This window comes from Paenibacillus sp. MSJ-34, from assembly GCF_018918005.1.
GTDB lineage: Bacteria > Bacillota > Bacilli > Paenibacillales > Paenibacillaceae > MSJ-34.
The window spans coordinates 47,763-71,830 of record NZ_JAHLPR010000021.1 but is presented as its reverse complement, the minus strand read 5'-3'; the positions used below and the strand labels follow the sequence as shown (position 1 = coordinate 71,830).

Here is a 24,068-nt window from a genome sequence, read left to right as displayed (position 1 = left end):
TCCGCGAACTTGGGGAGCAGGGCGGTAGAAGTTAATGCAACAAAGCCAGTGGTTCAAGACCGAAACGGGGGAATTTTCGCCGAATAAGGGATCCTCTGTCCGCGGTTGCGGCAAAAACTAGCCTTGCAAATGCAATTTTACGTCGATGGATTCGAGTAACGCGTCCCGGACACCTATGTCAATTTTTTAAACGATTTTCGCAAAATCGTCACATTGAAAGCGCTTCATACTGGGTTTATAGTGAATTCAGTAATTGTTAAAGACATTCAGAGAGGGGTAACAGAGATGAAAAAACGAGTCATGTCAGGCGTGATCGCACTGCTCATTATCGCATTGGCTCTTGCGGGCTGCGGCGGTTCGGGAGGAGCGGGAAGCAACGAAGCCGGAGGCGAATCGGGTAGCGGCGAGGCGGCCAAATCGAAAGGGAAAATTACGATCTATTCGCCGAACGCGGCGGAGGTCAACAATCCGATCGTCAAGGAATTCCAAGATCGAACCGGCATTGAAGTGCAGCTCATTTCCGGCGGAACGGGCGAGCTCTTGAAACGGGTGCAGGCGGAAGAAGCGAATCCGCTCGGCGACGTATTCTGGGCCGGAGGCGCCGATTCGCTTGAAGCGTACAAGCAATACTTCGAACCGTACAAAACGTCCGAATTCGACAATTTGCAGCCGGAGCAAATCGGCAGCTCGCAGCACTGGACGCCGTTCGCCGCATTGCCGATGGTCATTATGTATAACAAGGAACTGGTGAAAGAGGACGAAGTGCCGAAAAGCTGGATGGATTTGCTGGATGCCAAATGGAAAGGAAAAATCGCCTTCGTCGATCCGGCGAAATCGGGCTCTTCCTATACGCAGTTGGTAACGATGCTGACCGCATTCGGCAAGGACGGCGATCAAGGCTGGAATTATGTGAAGAAATTCGTGGAGAACATCGACGGCAAGCTGTTGTCCTCCTCCGGCATGGTATATAAAGGGGTAGCGGACAAGGAATTCCCGGTCGGGGTGACGCTCGAGGAAGCGGCGCTGCGTTACGTTGAAGGCGGCGCGCCGGTAGGCATCATGTATCCGGAAGAAGGAACGTCGGCCGTACCTGACGGGGCTGCGATTATTAAAGGCGCGAAAAACATGGAGGAAGCGAAGCAATTTATCGATTTCCTCGTAGGCAAAGACGTTCAATCGCTCATCCAGAAGGAATTCAAGCGCCGTTCGGTGCGGAAAGACGCCGAGCCGATTGAAGGCATTCCGGCCATTAGCGAAATGAAGCTGGTCAATTACGATTTCGACTGGGCGGCTGCCAATAAAGACGAGTTGATCAAAAAATTCAACAGAATCGTAACCGGACAAGAATAAGCGATGCCTAAAGAGATGCCTGGCGGAATGCAAGCCGACAAGGCATCTCCCCTTTTCCGCATCTAAGAAACAATCCGATCAGAAGGCTGGAGGGATGATAGACGTGCAGAAAATTAGATTTGACCACGTCAGTAAATATTTCGGCGAGCAGAAAGCCGTCAACGACGCACATTTTACGATCGAGGCGGGCGAATTTTTTACGCTGCTCGGGCCGAGCGGCTGCGGCAAAACGACGCTGCTGCGCACGATTGCCGGTTTTTATCAGCAGGAAGAAGGGGACATATGGTTCGGCGAGCAGAAAATAAACCATGTTCCGACGTACAAGCGGAATATCGGCATGGTATTTCAGAACTACGCTATCTTCCCGCATATGACGGTATTCGATAATGTCGCTTATGGCTTGCGCGCGCGCAAAGTCGGCAAACAAGAAATCGAAAAACGGGTGATGGAAGCGCTGGAATTGGTCGAACTCAGCCATTTGCGCGACCGGATTCCGTCGAATATGAGCGGAGGCCAACAGCAGCGGATCGCTTTGGCGCGCGCGATCGTCATTCGGCCGGGGCTGCTCTTAATGGACGAACCGCTGTCCAATTTGGATGCGAAGCTGAGAATTAAGATGCGTTCCGACATCCGCAATTTGCAGAAGGAATTGAACATTACAACGATCTACGTCACGCATGATCAAGAGGAGGCGCTGGCCGTCTCGGATCGGATCGCGGTCATGAGCGAAGGGGTCATTCAGCAAATTGACACGCCGCAGAACATTTATTCCTTCCCGCAAAACCGATTCGTGGCCAATTTTATCGGCACGTCCAATTTTATGGAAGCGCGCGGGAACGGTTGCGACGCCTCGACCGGAGCGACGAAGATCAGTGTGGCGAACCGCGATTTTCACGTACGGTTGAACCGGCGCTACGAGGGCGACGTGCTGCTCTCGATCCGTCCGGAGAAAATCTCGATTTCGCCCGATCGCGCGCAGAACGAAGGCGATTTGCTCGGGGAAATCGCGGACGTTACGTATTTGGGGGAAAAGGTCAGCTATCTGGTGAAACTCGCGGACGGCAGCGTACTGGACATCCAACAGCACGCGATCGAGCCCGATTCGCTGCTGCGGGCCAAACAGCGGGTCAATGTCAATTTGAACTTGGAGAAGGCGGTTATTTTCGACTCGAACGGGCAGGAGGTGCTTTACAGTGCAGCAAACGGCGCGAACCGGCCCATCGCCGCTACTGAAAAGGCTTAGTCTGCGCAAGTGGGATTTCTGGACCTTTATCATTTTAATCGGCTACATTTTTTTCTTTGCATTCGTCATTTACCCGCTGTTCAGCCTGTTTTTTTCCAGCTTGTACAACGAGGACGGCAAATTTTCCTTTTCGAACTACGCCGACTTTTTCAGGTTGAAATATTTCCGCAGCGCCTTGCTTAACAGCTTTATGGTATCCGGGCTTGCGACCGTGTTCGCGATTTTGATCGGGGTGCCGATGGCTTACGTGACGACCCGGTATAATATCGCCTGCAAAGGGCTCATCAATATTTTAATCATCATGTCGCTGCTTTCCCCGCCGTTTATCGGCGCCTATTCGTGGATTTTGATGCTCGGCAACAACGGGTTTATTACCCGCTTCTTGAACGATATCGGCATTCCGTTCGGCTCGGTGTACGGCTGGCAAGGCATCGTATTCGTCTTCACGCTGCAATTTTATCCGCATATTTATTTATACGTTTCGGGGGCGCTGAAGACGATCGACACCTCGCTCGAGGAGGCGGCGGAGAGTCTCGGCCGTTCCAGCTTCCGGCGTTTATGGAGCATTACGCTGCCGCTCATCTTCCCGACCTTGTCCGCGGGCGCGCTTATGGTGTTTATGGCATCGTTTGCCGATTTCGGCACGCCGATGCTGCTTGGCCAAGGGTTCAAAGTGCTCCCGATTCTCGCTTACGAGCAGTTCATTAGCGAAATGGGCGGCAACCCGGCGATGGCCAGTACGCTCAGCGTCGTTTTGATCCTATGCTCTACCACGATCTTATTCTTGCAGCGCTATTTCGTGTCGCGCAAAAATTACGCCATGTCCGGCATGAGAACGCCGAAAGTGGTGAAATTGCGCAAGACGCCGCGCATTTTGATTACGATCGGAGCGTTGCTCGTTGTCTGCGTTTCGATGATTCCGCAGGCGACCGTCATCGTGACTTCGTTCATTAAAACGAAAGGCCCGGTATTCCATCGCGGCTTCAGTCTCGATAGCTACAGAGAAATTTTGTACCGGGTGCCGCGGGCGATTATAAACACGTACAGTTTCTCGTTGATCGCGATCGTCATTATGATCGTGTTCGGCATGCTGCTGGCTTACGTGCTTGTCCGCCGCTCTTCCAAGCTAACGGCAACGCTGGACGGATTAATTATGATTCCTTACGTCATGCCGGGAACGGTGCTCGGGATCAGCTTAATTATTGCGTTCAATAAACCGCCCCTCGTATTGACGGGCACGTGGATCATTCTCGTCGTCGCCTATGTCGTGCGGAAGCTGCCGTATACGATCCGCTCCAGCACCGCTATTTTGCAAGGATTGGATCGCGGGGTGGAGGAAGCTTCCATCAGTCTTGGCGTTCCGCCGATGAAGACCTTCTTCAAGACGACGGGCCGGCTCATGATTCCCGGCGTATTATCGGGAGCCATACTGAGCTGGGTCACGACGATTAACGAACTAAGCTCGACGATCGTCCTTTATTACGGCGCGACCGCGACCATATCGGTGACTATCTATAGCGAAGTGTTTACATCCAATTACGGCACGGGGGCGGCGCTCGCTTCTATCTTATCGATTTCCACGCTCATCTCGCTGTTGATTGCCAATAAGCTGACCGGCAAAAAAGATTTGCAAGTATAGCGGCTGAAGCCGGAACGCCGGTTTTGCGGTATAATAGGCGCAGAACGGATGGATCCGGGGGGAAACTGATGCAAGCAATCCGGCCGAAAGGCAGAAAGAAACGGTTCATCGGACTGGCGCTTGGTACGGCGCTCGCGGCGCTGGCGATTGTAAGCGTATGGCTGCTGCAAACGCCGAATCGGGTGGCCGAGCAAGAAACGGGAGCGCCCGTCTCGATCGAATGTTGGATTTATACGAAGGAACTGGTCGAGTACATCAACGAATTTGAAGCCGAAAATCCGGAATTCCATGCGGAAGTAAGAGTATTTCGTTCGGCGGGGCAGTTGTACGAAGAATTGAGCGCGGCCATTTCCGCGAACGCGGCGCCTCAACTCGCCGAAATCGGCGGGATGTACGGACTGGCCCAACTGGCGGACAGCGGCATGCTGGCGCAGTTGGACGACCGGTTCGGGGCGGACGCGTGGCGCGGATTTCATCCCGCGATGCTCGCCCCGTTCACGTATAATCAATACCGGTGGGCTCTCCCTGTCGGCGGGGAAGTTCCGGTCATTTATTATAACGGCGACATGGCGAGACATGCCGATCTCAATCCTTCTTCGTTCGTGTCGAACGTCTACGGCATGACGCAAGCGGCGAAGAAGCTGACGGTAGACATAAACGGCGACGGCATCGTCGAACATTGGGGCCTTGCGGTCGATTCCGATACGCCGTGGTATTTATTGAACTGGGCGGGAAGCGCGCCTTCGCCGCGCGGCGAAGACAGCTGGTTAAGGGCGTTTCGGATGTGGCAGCAGTTCGTGTTCGAGGACGAAGTGATGAAGCCGCTTCAACATCATTTTGCGCTGAGCGATTTTATCGACGGCGATGTCGGCATGCTGATTAGCTCGTCACGCAAAATGCCGCTGCTCGACCGGTATATCGGCGGAAAATTTCAATACGGCGTTTTGCCTTTCCCATTGTTCGAGGGACAGCAGTGGACGCCGAACGCGAGCGGACTAGCCATGCTGCGGGCATTGCCGGAACAGGAACGGCTGGCGCTTCGGCTGATGGAATATATGACGAACATCGACGCGCAGCTTGGCATGCTTCAGCGAACGGGGAAGATTCCTTCCCGGCTTGCCGCGATCGATCGTATGGCTCTGGATGAAGCGCTGGGGCCAAGGGAACGTACGGTGATCCGGCTGCAACGGGATTTCGCCAGCATGTTCCCGAGCGCGGACGATATGGAACGATGGGAGCGGCTGGCGGAAATAACGGAAAAGCTTGAGTCGAACGCCGAACTGGAGCTTGCGCCTTATGCGCATCGAATGGCGGAATACGGCCCGTTAATGCCGGGCGCCGCCGCCCATGACTGAAATAGTGGCACAATAAAGGGGGAATTCACTCGTGAAGGTGGAAACGTTGACGATAAAGGGGAGCAACGAGTGGAACGAAGACGCTTTAATTATGAACGAATCGGTTCGTTTGTTCGGCGTGCTGGACGGCGCGACGTCGCTTAGGCCTTTCCGCGGCCCGAACGGCGAAACCGGAGGATATTTGGCGTCGCAACTGGTCAAGCGGGAATTGGAACGTTTGGCGGCAAGCGATCTGGACAGCGTCCCGCTGCATAGCGCGGTATTGCGGGCCAATGCCCGGTTGCGGGAGGAGATGGCGGAGCACGGCATCGACGTCGCGCGGAAGGAAGATCTATGGACGACGGGCGTGGCGGCCGTACGCATCGGGGAGAACAATATCGAATACGCGCAAGCGGGCGATTGCATGATTGCCGCGTTTTATAAAGACGGCTCCATTCGCACCGTTTCCTACGATCAGGTCGATCATATCGACCAGCAAACGAAACGGATGTGGGAAGACGGCGTCAAGCAAGGAATGACGACGCGCGAACAATTGCGCAAACTGGTCGAACCGACGATTTTGTATAATAAAAGAACGATGAATACGTTGGACGGGTATGCGGTGCTCAGCGGGGAACCGGAACTGGCCGAGTTTCTCGAGTACGGCCGGATCAGCCGCATTCAATTGTCGGGGCTGCTCATTGTGACGGACGGCCTGTTCTTGCCGGCAGGCTACGAGCTTTCGGAGGCGGAGCGAGCGGCGGGGATGGAGACGTTGGTGCGGCTCATTCGGGACAAGTCGCTTCGCGGATACGCCGAATGGCTGATCGATTTGGAGGAGTCCGATCCGGAATGCCAGCGTTACCCGAGATTTAAAAAATCCGACGATAAGACGGGCGTATTATTGACGTTCGAGTAACGATAACTTGCGAGTTCAAAAAGTCAACATTTCAGCAAATGAGAAGGTCGCTTGTGGAGACATGAGGAAACGTTGACAAATCATTCCTAAAATGATAATCTGAATGAAACGAGGCATTCCGCCCTTACTGGGCGGGATGCCTTCGTGCATATTTATTGCAATTTACATTAAATGGTGAAAATCAAACGGGACGGTGATGCGATGGTTTTTGCTATTTGGGACAATACACTACAGAAAACGCTTACAACAAGGAGATTTAGCGATGTACCGTAAGAAAGAAAAGCAACGGCCTTCCGAAACGGAAACCGATGTGTGGATTTGCACGCATGCGGCTTGCAACGGTTGGATGCGCGCGGAATTTACGTTTGACGAGAAACCGGAGGAGCTTGACTGCCCGTTATGCGGTTCTCCGATGGAGCGCGGCGTTAAGATGCTGCCGCAAATGTAACGAACCGATTGGAAAGTATTATTGCGAAAGAAGGATTATCTGTATGAAAGATAACGATATCGTCCGCTATTTAAAGGAACAACTCTCCTATTTTAAAGAAAGGAAATTGGAGTTTATCGATACGCATTATCCGCAGCCCGAGCATCCGGCCCGCGCGAAGACCGACTCCTTGCTGTCCCGGTATACGTCACGGGTGCAACAGCTTATTGAGGAGACCGGGGAGAGCGGGCTGCGGTCGACCGATATAGTCGTCATCGGCAGTACCGTTACGATTTGCGATTTGGATACGGGAGGAACCGATACGCTTACGATTTGTTTTCCGGATCAAGCGAATATTGACGGCGGGGGCATTTCCTTTCTGTCGCCGATGGGTTCGCAATTGCTGCTTGCCGGAAAGGATGAGACGGTGACGATTGAAGTTCCTAACGGCAAGCTTCCGATCCGGATCGAACAGATCGAATTCGAAGCCCGGACATAATTGCCGCGCTGCGCAAGATGTACGATATACAACATGTTGAATGGCGGAAGGGCGGAACGGGGCGCTATGCTGCATATTGTGCAACAAAACCGCAATGAAAAGCGGCAATTCCGCCCGAATCGACCTGGAACGTTGCACATTTTACAACATTAGCATCATTGCCGCGAGGAAAGGGGCGCAAATGTTATACTTTGTACAATACGAATCCCGGTTCCCGGTCGTTCCCGCCGGCGGAAGAAGATCCGCTCTTGCGGCAAGCGGCTGCACCGGGGTAATACGCTTGCAATCTAGCTTAGGTTTGCATATAATAGCTTGTAACGTATACACTATTCAAATGCAACGATGGAGAAGAGTAAGCAGCGCCTCTATACAGGGAGGAGATGCCGCAGATTGAGAGCGTCTCTACAGAATCAGGCTGCCGAAGTTCGCTCCGGAGCAGTTCCTTGAACCGGCAACGCCGAAGTAGAGGATACCGGTTTCGAGCCGTTAATCGATCGAGTGAGAGAATTGGCGCGCCGCAAATGGTTTTGTTCGCATATTTCCTGCGGCGGAGGTACGGCGATTCTCTAACAAGGGTGGTACCACGGTCTTTTCGTCCCTTACGGGAGAAAAGGCCTTTTTTGTTGCGACGGCAGACAGGAATGACGGAACAAGACGGAACATGTTGCACAGCAGAACGAAGGAGGAGATCGATTCATGAAGGAAAGACTGGAAGCATTAAAAGCCGAAGCGCTCGCAAAATTGCAGCAAGTCGACGATCCGCAGCAATTGAACGATTTGCGGGTGAAATATCTTGGCAAAAAGGGAGAATTGACGGAAGTGCTGCGCGGCATGGGCGGGCTCAGCGCGGAAGAACGCCCGATCATCGGCCAGGTGGCCAACGAGGTGCGCGCGGCGATCGAACAAGTGATTTCGGCCCATCAGGAACGCTTTTTGAAAGAAGAAACGGAAAAGAGGCTGCAGGCGGAAACGGTCGATGTGACGCTGCCTGGCAGACCGATGCGTGTCGGAGCGATGCATCCGCTTCAGAAGGTGATCCATGAAATCGAAGATATTTTTATCGGCATGGGATACAAAATCGCGGAAGGCCCGGAAGTGGAGCAGGATTATTACAATTTCGAAGCGTTGAACTTGCCGAAAAACCATCCTGCGCGCGATATGCAAGATTCGTTCTATATTTCGGAAGAAATTTTGATGCGTACGCAAACTTCGCCGGTACAGATTCGCACGATGGAAGCGATGAAAGGCGAAGTGCCTGTGAAAATCATTTGCCCGGGGAAAGTGTACCGCCGCGACGACGACGATGCGACGCATTCGTTCCAATTTTATCAAATCGAAGGTTTGGTGATCGACAAAAACATTCGCATGAGCGACTTGAAAGGAACGCTGCTTCAATTCGTGCGCGAAATGTTCGGCCCAAATACGCAAATTCGTTTGCGTCCGAGCTTCTTCCCGTTTACCGAACCGAGCGCCGAGGTGGATGTCACTTGCGCGAAATGCGGGGGCAGCGGCTGCCGCATCTGCAAACATACCGGCTGGCTTGAAATATTAGGTTCCGGCATGGTTCATCCGGAAGTGCTGCGCAAAGGCGGGTACGACCCGGAAGTGTACAGCGGCTTCGCTTTCGGCATGGGGCCGGACCGGATCGCGATGCTGAAATACGGCATCGACGATATTCGCCATCTGTATACGAACGATCTGCGTTTCTTGTCCCAATTTGCGCGCATATAATTCATGAATAAAAGGAAGTGAGCGTACGATGAAAGTATCCTATCAATGGTTGTCTGAATATATCGATTTAAGCGGCGTAACGGCCGAGGAACTGGCGGATAAAATTAGGCAGGCCGGCATCGAAATCGACGTTGTCGAACATCGGAATCAAGGCGTAACCCAAGTTGTTGCCGGTTACGTAAAGACGAAGGAAAAACATCCGGATGCGGACAAGTTGAACGTATGTACCGTGGACGCGGGTACGGGCGAAGAACTGCAAATCGTTTGCGGCGCGAAAAACGTGGCGGCAGGACAGAAAGTGCCGGTCGCATTGGTCGGAGCGGCTCTGCCCGGCGGATTGCAAATCAAGAAGGCGAAGCTGCGCGGCGTGGAGTCGCAAGGAATGATCTGCTCGGCGAAAGAACTGGGCATGAACGACAAGCTGCTGCCCAAGGAACAGCAGGAAGGCATTCTTGTGCTGCCGGACAATACGGAAATCGGCGCATCGATCATCGACGTGCTTGCGCTCGGCGACGACGTGCTGGAACTCGATCTGACGCCTAACCGCTCGGATTGCTTGAGCATGATCGGCGTCGCTTATGAGGTTGGGGCGATTCTGGGACGCGATGTAAAGCTGCCGCAACCGGACAAGGACATGACGGAGAGCCCCGTGCGGGCAAGCGACCGCGTTCGCGTTACCATTACGGCACGCGAGCAATGCAGCCGATATACGGCGCGGTACATCGCCGGCGTGAAGATCGGCCCGTCTCCGCAATGGATGCAAAACCGGCTGATCGCGGCGGGCGTACGCCCGATCAATAATATTGTAGACATCACGAACTATGTAATGCTTGAGTACGGTCAACCGCTGCATGCGTTCGACGCCGACCGATTGGCCGGCGGACAAATCGACGTCCGTCTCGCCCGCGCAGGCGAGACGCTCGTTACGCTCGACGATCAGGAACGCAAGCTGGAGCCGCATATGCTGTTAATTACCGACGGCGAGAAGCCGGTCGGGCTGGCCGGCGTGATGGGCGGCGCCAATTCGGAAGTGACGGATGCGACGGTGAACATTGTGCTGGAATCGGCCAAATTCGACGGCGGAACGATTCGCAAGACGTCGCGTCAGCTCGGATTGCGCTCCGAAGCCAGCGCCCGCTTCGAGAAAGAAGTCAATCCGGAAGCGGTCGTTCCCGCTTTGAACCGCGCCGCCTCATTGATGGAACGCTACGCCGGCGGGGCGGTGGCCGGAGGCATTGTGGAAGCGGTCGTTTCGTTGCCGGAGCCGACCATCGTTCGCGTCGCCTTGGATAAAGTAAACCGGCATCTCGGCACGTCGTTTACGCTCGCGGAAGTGAAATCGATCTTGGAAAGGCTGCAGTTTGAATATGAAGAACTGGACGGCGGCGTATTGGAAGTGAGCGTCCCGAAACGCCGCGGAGACATCGCGCTTGACGTCGACTTGATCGAAGAAGTTGCGCGTTTATACGGCTACGACCGGATTCCGACAACGCCGATCGAAGGCGCGACGACGCCGGGGGGATATACGAAAGAGCAAAAAATTAGACGCGCGTTGCGCGAATTGCTGACTAGCGGCGGCATTCAGGAAGTCATCAGCTATTCCTTTACGCATCCGGGCCATACGGGGTTATTCGCGGCAGCTTCCGAGACGCTGCGGCCGATCCGCGTCGCGATGCCGATGAGCGAGGAGCGGAGCGTATTGCGCACCAGCCTGCTGCCGAATTTGCTCGATATCGCCGCTTACAATCGCAACCGCAAGCAAGAAGATATCGCCATCTTTGAAATCGGGCACAGCTTCGCCACCGAAGAAGCGGCCTTAACGAAATTGCCGCAGGAAAATCCGATGCTGGCTCTATTGCTCGCGGGCCGCCGCGAAGCCGCTCAGTGGAACGTCAAAGCGGAGCCTTGCGATTTCTTCGATTTGAAAGGCATTTTGGATGCAGTATTCGCTTATCTGGGCATCGCCGATCGGGTTCGCTACGAAGCGAACAAACCGCAAGGGTTCCACCCCGGACGCTCGGCATCCGTATACTTGACCGGGCAAGGCGAAGAACAATATTTGGGAACGATCGGCCAAATTCATCCGGAATTGCAGCATGCGAAAGATTTGGGCGATACGTACGTGTTCGAAATCGCGCTCGAGCCGCTGTACGCCGCCGCCGATTTCTCGATCGAATACCGGGCGCTGCCGCGCTATCCGTCGGTCGAACGCGACCTCGCGATCGTGCTGGCGCAAGAGATCGAAGTCGGCCAAGTCGTGCAAACGGCGAAGGAGACCGCCGGCGATTTGCTTGAATCGGTGCATGTATTCGACGTCTATACGGGCGAGAAGCTCGGAGCCGGCAAGAAGAGCGTGGCGATCTCACTCGTATACCGCCATCCGGAGCGTACGCTGACCGATGAAGAGGTGAATGAAATCAATAGCCAGATCGTGGCGAATTTGGAGCAAACTTTTGCCGCAGAATTAAGAAAATAGCAGGAAAACGGTACAGCCGCATCGAAATGTTTACTAGACGAATCGATGTGGCTGTATTCGTAGACGAATTGAAGGAGGGCGCGGCCATGGCAGCAACAGACCGAACACGAGTCACCGTTGATATATATGGATCACAATATAAGCTTGTCGGAGCCTCTAGCACGGATTATGTAAAAAATGTAGCGGCATATGTCGACGAACATATGCATCAAATTGCGAAAAGCAATTCGCGGCTGGATATGCCTCGCATCGCCGTACTTGCGGCCGTGCATATGGCCGAGCAAGTGATGCGAAGCAAGCAGGAGCAAGCGGAACAAGCGATGCGCAGCAAGCACGAACAGCAGCAGCTTCAGGCCGTCCAAGCGGAGAACGAGCGGCTGCAGCAGGAACTGGGCCGGCTGCGCGCCGAATTGGAGCAACAGCGGGAAGCGATGGCGAAACAGGACGATAAATTGAAAGGCCAAACGGCCCAAACGGCCGAACTGCAGCGGTCGCTTGCGCAAGCGCGCGAAGGCGAACAAGCTGCCGCAGGACAAACAAGCCAATTGAAAGCTCGCGTCGGAGAACTGGAACGCCAGCTGGAAGAGGCGAGATCGCAGTCGAATAAGACGAAGGAACGTTGCAAGCTGCTGGAATCCAATCATAGCCGTTTGCAGGACGAACTTCACAAAACGAAGCAGAGCCAGCAATCGTTGAAGGAACATAATGAGAAGCTGCAGCAGCGCGAGAGCGGCTGGAAAGCGGAAGAAGCACGGCTGAAGGAATTGGTGGAACAATGGAAGCGGCGCTCCAACGAACATTTGGCGAAGTACGACGCGTTGGAAAAACGGTCGAAAGCGCAGTACGAAGAGCTGGAAAAACGTTCGCAAGAACAATATTCCGAGTTGGAGCAGCGCTCGCAAGATCAATATGAAGAATTGCAGAAACGGTCGCAGGAACAATTGGCGGCTTTGGACAAACAATGGAAACAAAAATTGTCCGAATTGGAATTGGCCGCTCAGGAGCAGTCCGCGGATTTGGAGTTGCGTTCCAAGGAACAGTACGAGGAACTCGAACGGACTTCAAGGGAACGGTATGAGCAGTTGGAGCGGAGTTCCGCGCAGGAGCGGGATCGGATGAAGACAGAAGCGCAAAAACAATATGAAGCGTTGAAACGGAGCGAAAAGGAAAAGTACGACGCCTTGGAACAACGTTCCAACGAAAGATATGAAGCGCTGCAGGCGAAAGCCGAATCGGAATACGGCTCGTTGAAGCAGCGTCTGGACGCCGCGAACGAGGAGCTCGATTCTTTAAAAGAACAATTCGAACTTGTATCGCATCAATACCGTCTATTGCAAGTGGAACATGAGATGGAGACGGAGAAAGCGAAGGAAACGTCGGAAGCGTACAGCCAACTGCAGGAGGAATACTCCAAGCTGCAGAACGAATATAACGAGTGGATCGAGCTGATTGAACAAGATCGATGACGTTTCGTCGCCTTCTTTCGCGATGGCCGCGGGCGTTTCGTTTAGAACATGGATTGGACAGGAACGAAGGGGAGCAGAGTGACTTTTAATACATTGGATTTAATGATATTCGGGGTCGTCGTTGCGGCTTGCATTTACGGCTATATTCGCGGATTCGTTCATTCGCTCATTTCCGTATTCGGGATATTCATCGCCTTTATCGCGGCGGTGATGTATTACGACGACGTAGCCCCATGGCTGCAGCGAACGATTCGTTTGAACGCGACGTTTGCCGACGTTCTCGCGTTTATCGGTTTGTTCGTTCTCGCGAAATTCGGCTTGACGATCGTGGGCAAAATATTGACCGTGATTGCAAAAGCTCCGGGCATTCATCGATTGAATCGATGGTGCGGAGCTTTGCTTGCTTTCGTCGAAAGCTGCGTATTGATTGCCTTCATTGTCTTTATTATGCGCTTGTTCGAATCGCCGAACATTCAAACGCTCTTGAGCGGCTCATGGGCGGCGGGTCAGGTGGTGCGGTTGTTCCCGGATCTTGTCGCGGCAACGTTGCAGTTTGTCGAGCATATTACGAATAAATAATTTTCTCGCCCGAGAAACCGTAAACCGGAAGCGAAGCCAGCCGGACGATTTCCGCCGCTACGGTTGCCGGGTCTTTCCCGGTGCCGTGCATTTCCGACTTGATCATGCCGGGATCGAATAGATTGGCTAGTATGTTATAGTTCGATTCTTCGTCGGCGACCGTGCGGGTGAGCGATTCCAAACCGGCTTTCGCGGCGCTGTAAGCGCCGTAGCCGCCGGCGCCGTTCGCGGCAAGAGACGACGTAATGTTGACGATGCGGCCGTATTTCTGCCGTCGCATGATCGGAAGCGCGGCTTTGGTCATGAGGAACGGACCGGTCAAATTGACGTCGATTTGACGCCGCCATTCGTCGGGCTCCGTATCGAATATATTCGCGATATCCAACACGGCGGCATTGTTGACAAGAATATCGACTCGATGATAGCCCGCAAGGGCGGTTTCCACCGCATGCCTCACATCCGACTCGACCGACACGTCGGCCCTGACGGCGATTGCGCTTCCGCCGAAATAGTCGATTTCTTGCACCGTCTCCGTTATTTTCGGCAGCCTTCGTCCAATGGCGACGACGTTCGCCCCTTCTTTCGCCAAAGCAATCGCCGCCGCTTTACCGAGTCCGGTTCCGGCTCCGGTAACGATGGCAACTTTAGTTTGCACATCACCCATAATTCCGACCTCCTTACTGGTATTTAATTCAATATACCAGACTTTGGCTTTTATGGAAAGAGGGTTTGCGCCGTAAAAGGGGCATAAAACAAAAAAAATTCCCCTGCATCGTGAAGCAGGGGGATCCTGGCGATTGCCGGCATCGTAAACGAAAGATTAACGTCCGGCTTCGTACGGGGTGCTGATGGGGATGAACAAGTCGATAATCCCGATTACCAAAGCGGCCAGAATGGCTCCGATAATCGAAACGCTGACCCCGCCGACGAAGAACTGCGCGACCCAAATGACGAGCGCACTCGCTAGAAAGCCGACGATGCCTCGACCGAACGGCGTTACTTTTTTGCCGAATATGCCTTCGATGATCCAGCCGAACAAAGCGATGACAAGGGCCAGCACCAAGGCGCTCCAAAATCCGCCGACATGAAATGCCGGAACGAGCCATCCGACCACCATGAGCACAATTGCTGAGACAACGAAACGAACGACATGTCTCAGAAAAGTCATGTGAAATTCCTCCTTAAGATCGATATTCCTCCGCTCTTGCAAAGGTTCGTGAACTGATGAGTAAGACTCGATTCAACCATTATTGTACCCGAAGGCCAAACTTCTATTAGTGGAAGGATTCGTAAGGAGTGGAATAGCTAAACCTTATTGGTTCGGATATAATAACAACGAGGGGAGTTGTTATCGTTTTGGACGACAAAATATTAAAAACAATGGAATTTTCCAAAATTTTAAATAAATTGGCTTATCACGCCGTGACGAGTCTCGGCAAGGAATACGCGGAATCTCTTCGCCCAAGCGGCAATCTCGAAGACGTAAAGCGCCGTCTGCAAGCGACGGACGAAGCGTATAAAGTCGATCGCTTGAAGGGCGGGGCCCCGTTCGGCGGCATCGCTGACATACGTTCCGCGTTGCAGCGGGCGCGAATCGGCGGAATGTTGAACACGCACGAGCTGTTGGATATCGCGAATACGATTTACGGCGGCCGTCGCTTGAAACGGTTTATCGCCAATATCCATGAAGAGGATCCCGTTCCTTTGCTGGATGCGCTCAGCGAGCAAATATCCGAACAGAAGCCGCTCGAGGATGCGATTAAAGCATGCATCGACGATCAAGCCGAAGTGATGGACAATGCCAGCAGCGAGCTGGCCGCGATCCGGCGCGAGCTTCGGACAGGCGAAGTTCGAATCCGCGAGAAATTGGAGCAAATGATCCGTTCGAATTCGGTCGCGAAAATGCTGCAAGAGCAACTGATTACGATCCGCAACGACCGATTCGTCATTCCGGTGAAACAAGAATATCGTTCCCATTTCGGGGGCATCGTACACGATCAATCCGGTTCGGGCGCAACCTTGTTCATCGAGCCGGAATCGATCGTTGCCATGAACAATAAACTGCGCGAGGCGAAGTTGAAGGAAGAGCGGGAAATCGAAAAAATATTGCATCGCTTGTCTTCGCTTGCCGGCGAGCAAACGGAAATGCTGCTCTACGATGTCGATATACTCGCCCAGCTTGACTTTATATTCGCGAAGGCAAGGCTGGCGCATGAAATGAAGGCCTCCTTTCCGCGCATGAACGACCGCGGATTTCTTAAATTGCGCAAAGGACGCCATCCGTTGATCGCGACCGACAAAGTCGTTCCGCTCGACGTCGAGCTGGGCAATTCCTATACGTCGATTATTGTGACCGGACCGAATACCGGCGGGAAAACGGTGACCTTGAAAACGATCGGCTTGCTTAGTTTAATGGCGATGTCAGGCTTGTTCATTCCTGCCGAAGACGGCAGCCAATGTTGCGTATTCGATGCGATTTACGCCGATATCGGCGACGAGCAGAGCATCGAGCAAAATTTGAGCACCTTTTCAAGCCATATGACGAACATCATTAACATATTGCGGCAAATGACGGGGAAAAGCCTGGTGCTGCTCGACGAATTGGGAGCCGGTACGGATCCGGCGGAAGGCTCGGCGCTTGCGATCGCCATTATGGAACATATTCACAGCTTGGGCTGCCGCATGGTGGCGACTACCCATTACAGCGAACTGAAAGCGTACGCTTATGAGCGCAAGGGCGTTATTAACGCCAGCATGGAATTCGATATCCAAACGTTAAGCCCGACATATCGGTTGCTCGTCGGCGTGCCGGGACGAAGCAATGCGTTCGCCATCGCCGAACGGCTCGGTTTGCCGCAGCAAATGATCGAAAGAGCGAAGGGCGAAGTGAAGGAAGAGGATTTGCGCGTCGAGAGCATGATCGCTTCGCTCGAAGAGAACCGGCTTACCGCCGAAGCCGAACGCGAAACGGCGCAGCGTCTCCGCCAAGAACTGGAAACGCTCCGTCAGCAAGTCGAGCGGGAACGGGATCGATTCGAGCAGCAGCGCGACAAAATGCTCGCCAAAGCGGAACAAGAAGCGCGCGACGTCATCGCCAAGGCGCGGAGCGAAGCGGAGCAAATTATCGCCGATTTGCGCAAATTGGCGAAGGAAGAAGGCGCCTCCGTCAAGGAGCATAAACTGATCGCCGCGCGCAAGCAGCTTGACGAGGCGGAGCCGAACGAACGACGCGCGAAGACGGTTCGCCCCGGCGCGAAGCAAACGCGGAACATCGAAGCCGGCGACGAAGTTGTCGTGTACAGCTTGAATCAAAAGGGGCATGTCGTCGAATTGGCCGGGTCCGGCGAGGCGATCGTGCAAATGGGCATTATGAAAATGAAGGTCAGTTTGAACGATTTGGAGCTTGTGCAGCAGGCGCCGGCCAAAGTTCAGCAACAGCGTCATGTCGCCAGCGTGAAACGTTCGCGCGACGAGCATGTCCGTTCGGAGCTGGATTTGCGCGGTTCGAATTTGGAAGAAGCGCTCATCGAGGCGGATCGGTTTATCGACGAAGCGTTTCTGTCCAATCTCGGGCAGGTGTATATTATTCACGGAAAAGGCACGGGAGTGCTGCGCACGGGCATTCAAGATTATTTGCGCAAGCATCGGCATATTAAATCTTACCGTTTGGGGAATTACGGCGAAGGCGGCGCGGGGGTAACCGTTGTCGAATTAAAGTGATGGAACGGGGGAGTGAAACAGGGTGGAAGTCGATTTGGAAACGCTGCTCGCCAATCCGTATTTCGGAATGGTCGCTTATTTTTCGGTTGCCGTCTTGGCGCTCATCGTGTTTTTGTATTGTTTCGAATTTGTGACCAAGTATCGCTGCTGGGACGAAATTAAAAAGGGCAACATGGCTGTCGCCATGGCCACCGGGGGGAAAATATTCGGAATTTGCAACATTTTTCGCTTTTGCATTACCGCCAGCGATTCGATTTACGAGTCGTTGATCTGGGCATCCTTCGGCTTTGTCCTGCTTTTAGTCGCATACTTTATGTTCGAATTTGTAACGCCCGTGTTTCGTATCGACCATGAAATTCAAAAAGACAATCGCGCCGTCGGCTTTATCGCCATGATGATTTCGATTTCGCTATCTTATATTATCGGAGCGGGTTTATCTTAATATTAAGCGTTGATATGGGGGGACAGGCATGAAATACTTGTGGGGATCGTTATTCGCACTGGCTATTATCGTGTTCGCGGCCGGCATTATTTTTTGGATCAATATTGAATGATAGAACAAAATAAAGGAATGATATGTGATGAATACCATTTGTCCCTGGTGTCAAACGGAAATTGTATGGGATGAAGAACTCGGTCCCGAAGAAGAATGTCCTCATTGCAACAACGAGCTGACAGGCTACCGCACGCTGCAAATTCAAATTGACGAGAACGCGGACGAGAACGATTCCGAGGTATTCGAAGCTTCGGTCGAAAAAGTGCTCGATTCGCAGCAGGAAGCGCCGGAATGCATCTATTGCCGGGAATATATGCTGCTGGCGGGAGAACAGACGGTTCGGGCCGACTCGTTTAAGCCGAATGTCCCCGCTTCATTGGGCCAACCGGTGTTGGAAGCGCCATTCCGGCTTCATGTCTATGTATGCCCGGGCTGCTTCCAAGTCAATACCGTCCTGTCGGACGAAGATCGGCAGCGGATGATCCAAAGATTGATCCGTTAATATCCGTTCACCATCAATGCCAATTCGAAAACCGTTTAAGCGGACTGCCCGCGAGAACGGTTTTTCGTACAAGTTCGAAGGTGAAAAAGCAGCATTTCGGTTGGCACATCGCGCAAATTCGTTGTATTATTATTATTATGGTTCTTTGGAGGTATGGGGTATGAATGAACTCAAAATGAAAATTCTGGATATTCTTAAAGAGGATTCCAGAAGAGATGCGGAACTGATCTCTACGCTGCTCGGCGTGTCCGAAGCGGAAGTGAAGGCGGCGATTGCGGAAATGGAAGAGGAACATGTCATCGTCAAGTATGCGACGGTCGTCAACTGGAGCAAAGTGGAAGACGATAAAGTGACGGCTCTGATCGAAGTGCAAATTACGCCCGAACGCGGCCGCGGATTCGAAGGAATAGCCGAACGCATCTACCTGTTTCCGCAAGTGAAATCCGTATACCTCATGTCGGGCGCTTACGATCTGCTCGTCGAAGTGGAAGGGAAAAGTTTGCGGGAAGTTGCAAGTTTCGTATCCGACAAACTGTCTCCGATCGAATCCGTGTTATCGACCAAAACGCATTTCATTCTTAAAAAATATAAACAGGACGGCATTATTTTCGAACAACGCGAAGATGATCACCGTCTGTTGATCTCGCCGTAAAGGAAGTTGCGCCATGATTAAAAATGAAGAAAAACAAACGTCAATGAACTCCTATCTGTCTCCGCTCGTTCGCGACATTCCCCCGTCGGGTATCCGCAAGTTTTTCGATTTGGTGAGCGCGAGCAAAGACAAGGACATCATTTCGTTAGGTGTTGGCGAACCGGATTTTTGTACGCCTTGGCATGTGCGCGAAGCGTGCGTGTATTCGCTTGAACGGGGGATGACGAAATATACGTCGAACGCCGGGCTCATCGAATTGCGTGAAGAAATTGGAAACTACTTGCATCATCAATTCAAAGTGACATACGATCCGGCGAAGGAAATTATGGTTACGGTCGGCGGCAGCGAAGCGATCGATTTGGCGTTGCGCGCGCTCATTGCGCCGGGAGACGAAATATTGATTCCCGAGCCGTCCTATATATCCTATTCGCCGATTGCGTCGATCGGCGGCGGCAAAGTGGTAGGCATTGAAACGTTCGCGAAAGACGAGTTCAAGCTCACGGCCGAATCGTTAAAAGCGAAATTGACGCCGCGCTCCAAAATTTTAATTTTATGTTACCCGAGCAATCCGACGGGCGCCATTATGTCTTACGAAGATTTGCTTCCGATCGCGAAAGTCGTCGAAGAGCACGATTTGATCGTCATTTCCGACGAAATTTACGCCGAATTGACATACGACCGGAAACATGTCAGCGTCGCTTCGGTGCCGGGGATGAAAGATCGGACGATTCTCGTCAGCGGATTTTCCAAAGCGTTCGCGATGACCGGCTGGCGTATGGGATACGCTTGCGGACATCCCGATTTGATTTCCGCCATGTTGAAAATTCATCAGTATACCGTCATGTGCGCTCCGGTCATGGGGCAAGTCGCCGCATTGGAGGCGCTCCGCAACGGGATGGAAGAGAAGGACCGGATGATCGAATCGTACAACCAGCGCCGGCGTCTCGTCGTGAAAGGATTCCGCGAGATCGGCCTGGAATGCCATGAGCCGCAAGGGGCGTTTTATGCTTTCCCTTCGATTCAAGCGAGCGGCATGACCTCGGAACAATTCGCGAATCGGTTGTTGGAAGAAGCGAAAGTGGCGGCGGTGCCGGGCGATGTGTTCGGTTTGGGCGGAGAAGGATTTTTGCGCTGCTCGTATGCGACTTCGATCTCCCAATTAAACGAATCTTTGGAAAGAATTGGGAAATTCATGGATAAAGTGAGAAATAATTTATAATAAGGTACCAATCATAGGATTATTTTGTTATAATATAGCATATATTTTCCTTTTTGTTGTCTTTTTGAAATGCTATAATTGGATTTTGGCGGGCAATTTTTACTCCGGGGGGGGATCGTGTTGATTTGTGTAGAAAATGATTTGCTCATAAGTGATGCAAATAAGTCATCTTCGTCAGCGGTTACTCTGGAAGACGAAATTCAGTTTTTGCGTATTCAAATGGAACAAATGGTATTGCAAGAACAATCCTTCACGTCGGACACCGTCATACAGATAAGCAGTCTGCTGGATTTGAAGATAAATGAATATATGAGAAATAATCCGAGAAAATAAGCTAACGCTAGGCAATCGTTCGAACGATAGACTTCCCGAGGAAGGTTCCGCCGGAACCTTCTTCTTTTTTTGATTTCCGCATTTATGTTATATTGTTTAAAAGAACGATGATAACGACGCGTGCGAGAAGCCGTTCCAAAATAATTGACGATGGAGGGGTTCGATTTGCTGATGATGGTAACGGGCGGGATCGGCAGCGGAAAAACGGATTTTGCGCTTCGCTACGCTGCAGGTTTGGGAAGAGAAGGCATTTATATCGCGACCCGTGAGCCGAATGGAGAAGCCGAACGTTCCGCTCCGAACGGTTTCCTATGGAAAGTAATGCATGCCGGGCTCGAGTTGCCGCACGTTATCGATCAAATCAACCGGGAATCGAATATTTATCGCGCGCAGCGGCGGGTTGTCGTCGTCGATAGCATTGCGTCGTGGCTTTATGAGGAGTACCGGCATTTGTCGCGCATCCATGCGCTCGTTTCGACGTTGGAAGCCGAACTGTCGGCGCGGGCGGAAGCGATGATCGAGGCGGTTATGTCGTTTCAAGGGATGATCGTTGTCGTTTCCAACGAACTTTATGGCGGATGGGACGATCCGCTGCCGGAGAAGTCCGCTTTTTTCCATACCGCAGCTGCGGTCAACCGGCGGCTTGCCGCGGAATGCGCCGAGTTGTTTCTGCTGACCTCAGGCATTCCCGTCGAGCTGAAACGCATGCGCAGCCGCTAACTGTACCGGTTCCACACAAAATATGCTTACGGAGAACGATCATGACGAACGATTATTACGATCCGATCTCTTATTCGGTTCCGCCGGAAGAGGACGGATTTTTATTAAAGACGATTTTGCAAAAGCGGCTGAAGGTGTCGCGCAAACTGCTTTCCCGCCTGAAATTGACGGAACGGGGCATTACCGTCAACGGAGAACGCCGTTATATTAGCGTTCGCGTCGCCGCGGGAGATTGCGTGCAAATTCGCATGGAGCGGGAAACGTCGGAAGATATATTGGCGCAGCCGATCGATTTCGAAATCATATATGAAGATGAGCATTTGCTCGTTGTCAATAAAGAAGCGGGCAGGATCGTTCACCCGACCCACGGCCATTACGTGGATACGCTTGCGAACGGAGTTGTGCATTATTGGGCGGAACGCGGCGAGAAATACCGGTTTCGACCCGTCCACCGTCTGGATCAGGAGACGAGCGGCGTGCTTGTTATCGCCAAAAATCCCTACGTACATCAGCATATTTCCGAGCAAATGATAGACGGGGCCGTGTTGAAGGAATACGTCGCTCTCGTACACGGACATCCTGAGCAGCCGCAAGGCGTCGTAACCGGTCCGATCGATCGCGATCCCGGCAATCCGCATGTGAGAATCGTGACCGCGGACGGCTATGCGGCGGTGACGCATTATGAGACGAAGGAAGCCTATTCGCATGCTTCTTTGGTCGGATTGCGGCTTGAAACGGGGAGAACGCATCAAATACGCGTACATATGCGACATATCGGATGCCCGCTTATCGGCGACAAAATGTACAAGACATGGGATGCCGACAGGCTGGCGGAGGATGGACGGGCGAAGCGAATGGCTTCTTTGGACGGTTTGATCGACCGGCATGCGCTGCATGCATGCAGCATCGGATTCATTCATCCGATCACGCGGCGCGACATTCGGTTTACGGCGGATTTGCCGCAAGACATGCGGCGTCTGCGCCGAATATTGTCCGCAGGCCAAGACGAAATCATATGTTAATGGAGTGAAGAGATGAGTCATTTGACCGTATACCAATATCCGAAATGCAGTACATGCCGCAGTGCGGTGAAGTGGTTGCAAAATAAAGGGAAAACGCTGGAATTGCGCCATATTGTCGAAGAAACGCCGACTCCTTCCGAATTAACGGAAATCATTCGAATCAGCGGATTGGATATTAAAAAGTTTTTTAATACATCGGGCGAAGTATATAAAGCGTTGCAGCTCAAGGACAAGCTGCCGAACCTATCCGAAGAGGAAAAAATACGCCTGCTTTCCTCTAACGGCATGCTGATCAAACGCCCGCTCGTAACCGACGGGAAGCGGGTAACCGTCGGATATAAACCGGAGGAGTACGAACGCCAATGGACTTGACTTCGAGAATGAAACAATTGCGCTCCTCCCGCTTGAACCGAATGGCGAGCGGCATATTCGCCGAAGTGGCGCAATGGAAAGAAGCGGCGCGCGCCCGGGGAATCGACGTGATCGATTTGTCCATCGGCAGTCCCGACCGTCCTCCATCCGCGAGGATTATGGACGCGCTCTCGGAAGCGGCGCGCGATCCGGAGAACTACGGCTATCCGGGCTCGCGCGGCAGCCGGGAGTTTCGCGCCGCAGCGGCCGAATGGTACAAGCGGCGCTTTGGCGCCAGCCTGGACCCGGAGCGCGAAGTGTTGGCGCTGATGGGCTCGCAGGACGGCCTCGCCCATTTGGCGCTCGCTTTGACCGACCCGGGCGATACGGCGATCGTGCCCGATCCGGGTTATCCGATATATGCGGCGGCATTGGCGGTAGCCGGGGTCCGGCCTTACTATGTGCCGCTTCGCGCGGCAAACGGCTTTCTGCCGCAATTGGATCAAATACCGCAAGAAACGGCGGAGCGCGCGAAATATATATTGCTGAACTATCCCGGCAACCCGACCGCGGCGGTGGCGGACCGTGCTTTTTTTGGAGATTTGGTCGCTTTCGCGCGCAAGTCCGGTCTGCTTATCGTGCATGATTTGGCCTATTCGGAATTGGCGTTCGACGGCTTCCATCCGACGAGCATTCTCGAAATCGAGGGAGCCAAAGAAATAAGCATCGAGCTTCACTCGTTGTCGAAGAGCTTTCATATGGCAGGCGTAAGGCTGGGGTTCGCCGTCGGCAACGCGGACGTCCTCGATGCGATCGCCGCGCTGAAGAACGGGATCGATTTCGGCGTGTTCGCGGCGGTGCAGGCTGCCGGCGTCAAGGCGCTGCGCGACGATATCGCAAGAATGGAAGCGTCTTCCTCCGCGTCCGGCGGAAGCGGGCCGGACGGCTCGGCGGCGGGCGTATATGAAGCGAGGAGAGACGCGCTCGTCGCGGGCATGCGCAGCATCGGGTGGAACGTGCCGAACCCGAAGGCGACGATGTTTATTTGGGCTCCGATTCCGGATGAGCGGTCTTCCCGCCAATTCGCGCGGGATTTGCTGGAACGGGCGGGTGTGGCCGTTGTGCCCGGCGACGCCTTCGGCAAGGAAGGCGAAGGCTATGTTAGAATCGCGCTCGTTCAGGAGGAAGAACGATTGCTGGAGGCGGTGGAGCGGATCGGACAATTTTTGCGCGACCGGTAGAGTTAAGCTTCGGTCAGTACCGGATGTTCGCCATGTTCTCTTCCCCTTCGCGGCTTACCGTTATTTGGAGCATGGCTGCCGATTCTATCATGCTGTTTCCGCTATAAATTATGATATACTAGACTTCTAGCCTATGTTTTGCGAATTTT

Annotated in this window: 23 protein-coding genes and 1 other annotated feature; of the genes, 21 read left to right on the top strand and 2 right to left on the bottom strand. The window is 53.1% G+C overall.

Translation table 11 applies throughout. The features are described from left to right. Positions 1-285: 285 nt before the first annotated feature. From KQI79_RS12340 to KQI79_RS12290, 11 genes are all read left to right on the top strand, one after another. The gene (locus tag KQI79_RS12340; protein ID WP_230190776.1) at positions 286-1,350 is read left to right on the top strand and encodes an ABC transporter substrate-binding protein; all 1,065 of its coding nucleotides are present in this window, start codon (positions 286-288) and stop codon (positions 1,348-1,350) included. Between the two features lie 103 nt (positions 1,351-1,453). Next, on the top strand, positions 1,454-2,593 hold the full coding sequence (locus tag KQI79_RS12335; protein ID WP_216538540.1) for an ABC transporter ATP-binding protein: 1,140 nt from the start codon (positions 1,454-1,456) through the stop codon (positions 2,591-2,593). Continuing rightward, complete coding sequence (locus tag KQI79_RS12330; protein ID WP_216538539.1) at positions 2,544-4,232, top strand: ABC transporter permease; 1,689 nt, start codon at positions 2,544-2,546, stop codon at positions 4,230-4,232. Before KQI79_RS12335 ends, KQI79_RS12330 begins: the two co-directional genes overlap by 50 nt. 68 nt (positions 4,233-4,300) lie before the next feature. Beyond that, positions 4,301-5,587: an extracellular solute-binding protein gene (locus KQI79_RS12325; protein WP_216538538.1), complete on the top strand. Its 1,287-nt coding sequence runs from the start codon at positions 4,301-4,303 to the stop codon at positions 5,585-5,587. A gap of 31 nt (positions 5,588-5,618) precedes the next feature. Further along, positions 5,619-6,485: a protein phosphatase 2C domain-containing protein gene (locus KQI79_RS12320; protein ID WP_216538537.1), complete on the top strand. Its 867-nt coding sequence runs from the start codon at positions 5,619-5,621 to the stop codon at positions 6,483-6,485. 262 nt (positions 6,486-6,747) lie between these two features. Continuing rightward, entirely contained in the window at positions 6,748-6,933 is a 186-nt protein-coding gene (locus KQI79_RS12315; RefSeq protein WP_216538536.1) for a cold-inducible protein YdjO-related protein, read from the top strand. A 43-nt stretch (positions 6,934-6,976) separates the two neighbouring features. After that, entirely contained in the window at positions 6,977-7,411 is a 435-nt protein-coding gene (locus KQI79_RS12310) for a GreA/GreB family elongation factor (protein ID WP_216538535.1), read from the top strand. A 330-nt stretch (positions 7,412-7,741) separates the two neighbouring features. Beyond that, positions 7,742-8,014 (top strand) — a binding site (T-box leader). A 93-nt stretch (positions 8,015-8,107) separates the two neighbouring features. Further along, positions 8,108-9,142 carry a phenylalanine--tRNA ligase subunit alpha gene (pheS, locus tag KQI79_RS12305; RefSeq protein WP_216538534.1) on the top strand — a complete coding sequence of 345 codons (1,035 nt, stop codon included), beginning with the start codon at positions 8,108-8,110 and terminating at the stop codon, positions 9,140-9,142. 28 nt (positions 9,143-9,170) lie between these two features. Continuing rightward, positions 9,171-11,618, top strand: coding sequence for a phenylalanine--tRNA ligase subunit beta (pheT, locus tag KQI79_RS12300; RefSeq protein WP_216538533.1), 2,448 nt, complete (start codon positions 9,171-9,173; stop codon positions 11,616-11,618). Between the two features lie 86 nt (positions 11,619-11,704). Beyond that, positions 11,705-13,084 carry a cell division protein ZapA gene (gene zapA, locus KQI79_RS12295; RefSeq protein WP_216538532.1) on the top strand — a complete coding sequence of 460 codons (1,380 nt, stop codon included), beginning with the start codon at positions 11,705-11,707 and terminating at the stop codon, positions 13,082-13,084. Positions 13,085-13,162: 78 nt separating this feature from the next. Further along, positions 13,163-13,663 carry a CvpA family protein gene (locus KQI79_RS12290; protein ID WP_216538531.1) on the top strand — a complete coding sequence of 167 codons (501 nt, stop codon included), beginning with the start codon at positions 13,163-13,165 and terminating at the stop codon, positions 13,661-13,663. Here the strand turns inward: KQI79_RS12290 and KQI79_RS12285 are convergent. Continuing rightward, positions 13,650-14,327, bottom strand: coding sequence for an SDR family NAD(P)-dependent oxidoreductase (locus KQI79_RS12285; protein WP_216538530.1), 678 nt, complete (start codon positions 14,325-14,327; stop codon positions 13,650-13,652). The genes KQI79_RS12290 and KQI79_RS12285 overlap by 14 nt on opposite strands. 156 nt (positions 14,328-14,483) lie before the next feature. Beyond that, positions 14,484-14,831 (bottom strand): phage holin family protein, encoded by a 348-nt coding sequence (locus tag KQI79_RS12280; RefSeq protein WP_216538529.1) that lies wholly within the window; start codon positions 14,829-14,831, stop codon positions 14,484-14,486. Between the two features lie 188 nt (positions 14,832-15,019). On the opposite strand from KQI79_RS12280, the gene KQI79_RS12275 reads away from it, so the two are divergent. The 10 genes from KQI79_RS12275 to KQI79_RS12230 all read left to right on the top strand — a co-directional run bounded on the left by KQI79_RS12275 (position 15,020) and on the right by KQI79_RS12230 (position 23,919). Next, positions 15,020-17,383 carry an endonuclease MutS2 gene (locus KQI79_RS12275; RefSeq protein ID WP_216538528.1) on the top strand — a complete coding sequence of 788 codons (2,364 nt, stop codon included), beginning with the start codon at positions 15,020-15,022 and terminating at the stop codon, positions 17,381-17,383. Between the two features lie 22 nt (positions 17,384-17,405). Then, positions 17,406-17,825, top strand: coding sequence for a DUF350 domain-containing protein (locus KQI79_RS12270; RefSeq protein ID WP_216538527.1), 420 nt, complete (start codon positions 17,406-17,408; stop codon positions 17,823-17,825). Between the two features lie 139 nt (positions 17,826-17,964). Continuing rightward, positions 17,965-18,381: a hypothetical protein gene (locus tag KQI79_RS12265; RefSeq protein WP_216538526.1), complete on the top strand. Its 417-nt coding sequence runs from the start codon at positions 17,965-17,967 to the stop codon at positions 18,379-18,381. A gap of 160 nt (positions 18,382-18,541) precedes the next feature. Further along, positions 18,542-19,033, top strand: a complete 492-nt coding sequence (locus KQI79_RS12260) for an Lrp/AsnC family transcriptional regulator (RefSeq protein WP_216538525.1) — start codon at positions 18,542-18,544, stop codon at positions 19,031-19,033. Between the two features lie 13 nt (positions 19,034-19,046). Next, positions 19,047-20,252 carry an aminotransferase class I/II-fold pyridoxal phosphate-dependent enzyme gene (locus KQI79_RS12255; protein WP_216538524.1) on the top strand — a complete coding sequence of 402 codons (1,206 nt, stop codon included), beginning with the start codon at positions 19,047-19,049 and terminating at the stop codon, positions 20,250-20,252. A 120-nt stretch (positions 20,253-20,372) separates the two neighbouring features. Further along, the gene (locus KQI79_RS12250) at positions 20,373-20,585 is read left to right on the top strand and encodes an aspartyl-phosphate phosphatase Spo0E family protein (protein WP_230190810.1); all 213 of its coding nucleotides are present in this window, start codon (positions 20,373-20,375) and stop codon (positions 20,583-20,585) included. Between the two features lie 171 nt (positions 20,586-20,756). Then, positions 20,757-21,305, top strand: a complete 549-nt coding sequence (locus tag KQI79_RS12245) for a bifunctional adenosylcobinamide kinase/adenosylcobinamide-phosphate guanylyltransferase (RefSeq protein ID WP_253298112.1) — start codon at positions 20,757-20,759, stop codon at positions 21,303-21,305. Between the two features lie 41 nt (positions 21,306-21,346). Further along, positions 21,347-22,327 carry an RluA family pseudouridine synthase gene (locus KQI79_RS12240; RefSeq protein ID WP_216538521.1) on the top strand — a complete coding sequence of 327 codons (981 nt, stop codon included), beginning with the start codon at positions 21,347-21,349 and terminating at the stop codon, positions 22,325-22,327. Between the two features lie 12 nt (positions 22,328-22,339). After that, positions 22,340-22,699, top strand: coding sequence for an arsenate reductase family protein (locus tag KQI79_RS12235; protein WP_216538520.1), 360 nt, complete (start codon positions 22,340-22,342; stop codon positions 22,697-22,699). Positions 22,700-22,707: 8 nt separating this feature from the next. Beyond that, positions 22,708-23,919, top strand: coding sequence for an aminotransferase class I/II-fold pyridoxal phosphate-dependent enzyme (locus tag KQI79_RS12230; RefSeq protein ID WP_216538565.1), 1,212 nt, complete (start codon positions 22,708-22,710; stop codon positions 23,917-23,919). Positions 23,920-24,068: the final 149 nt, after the last annotated feature.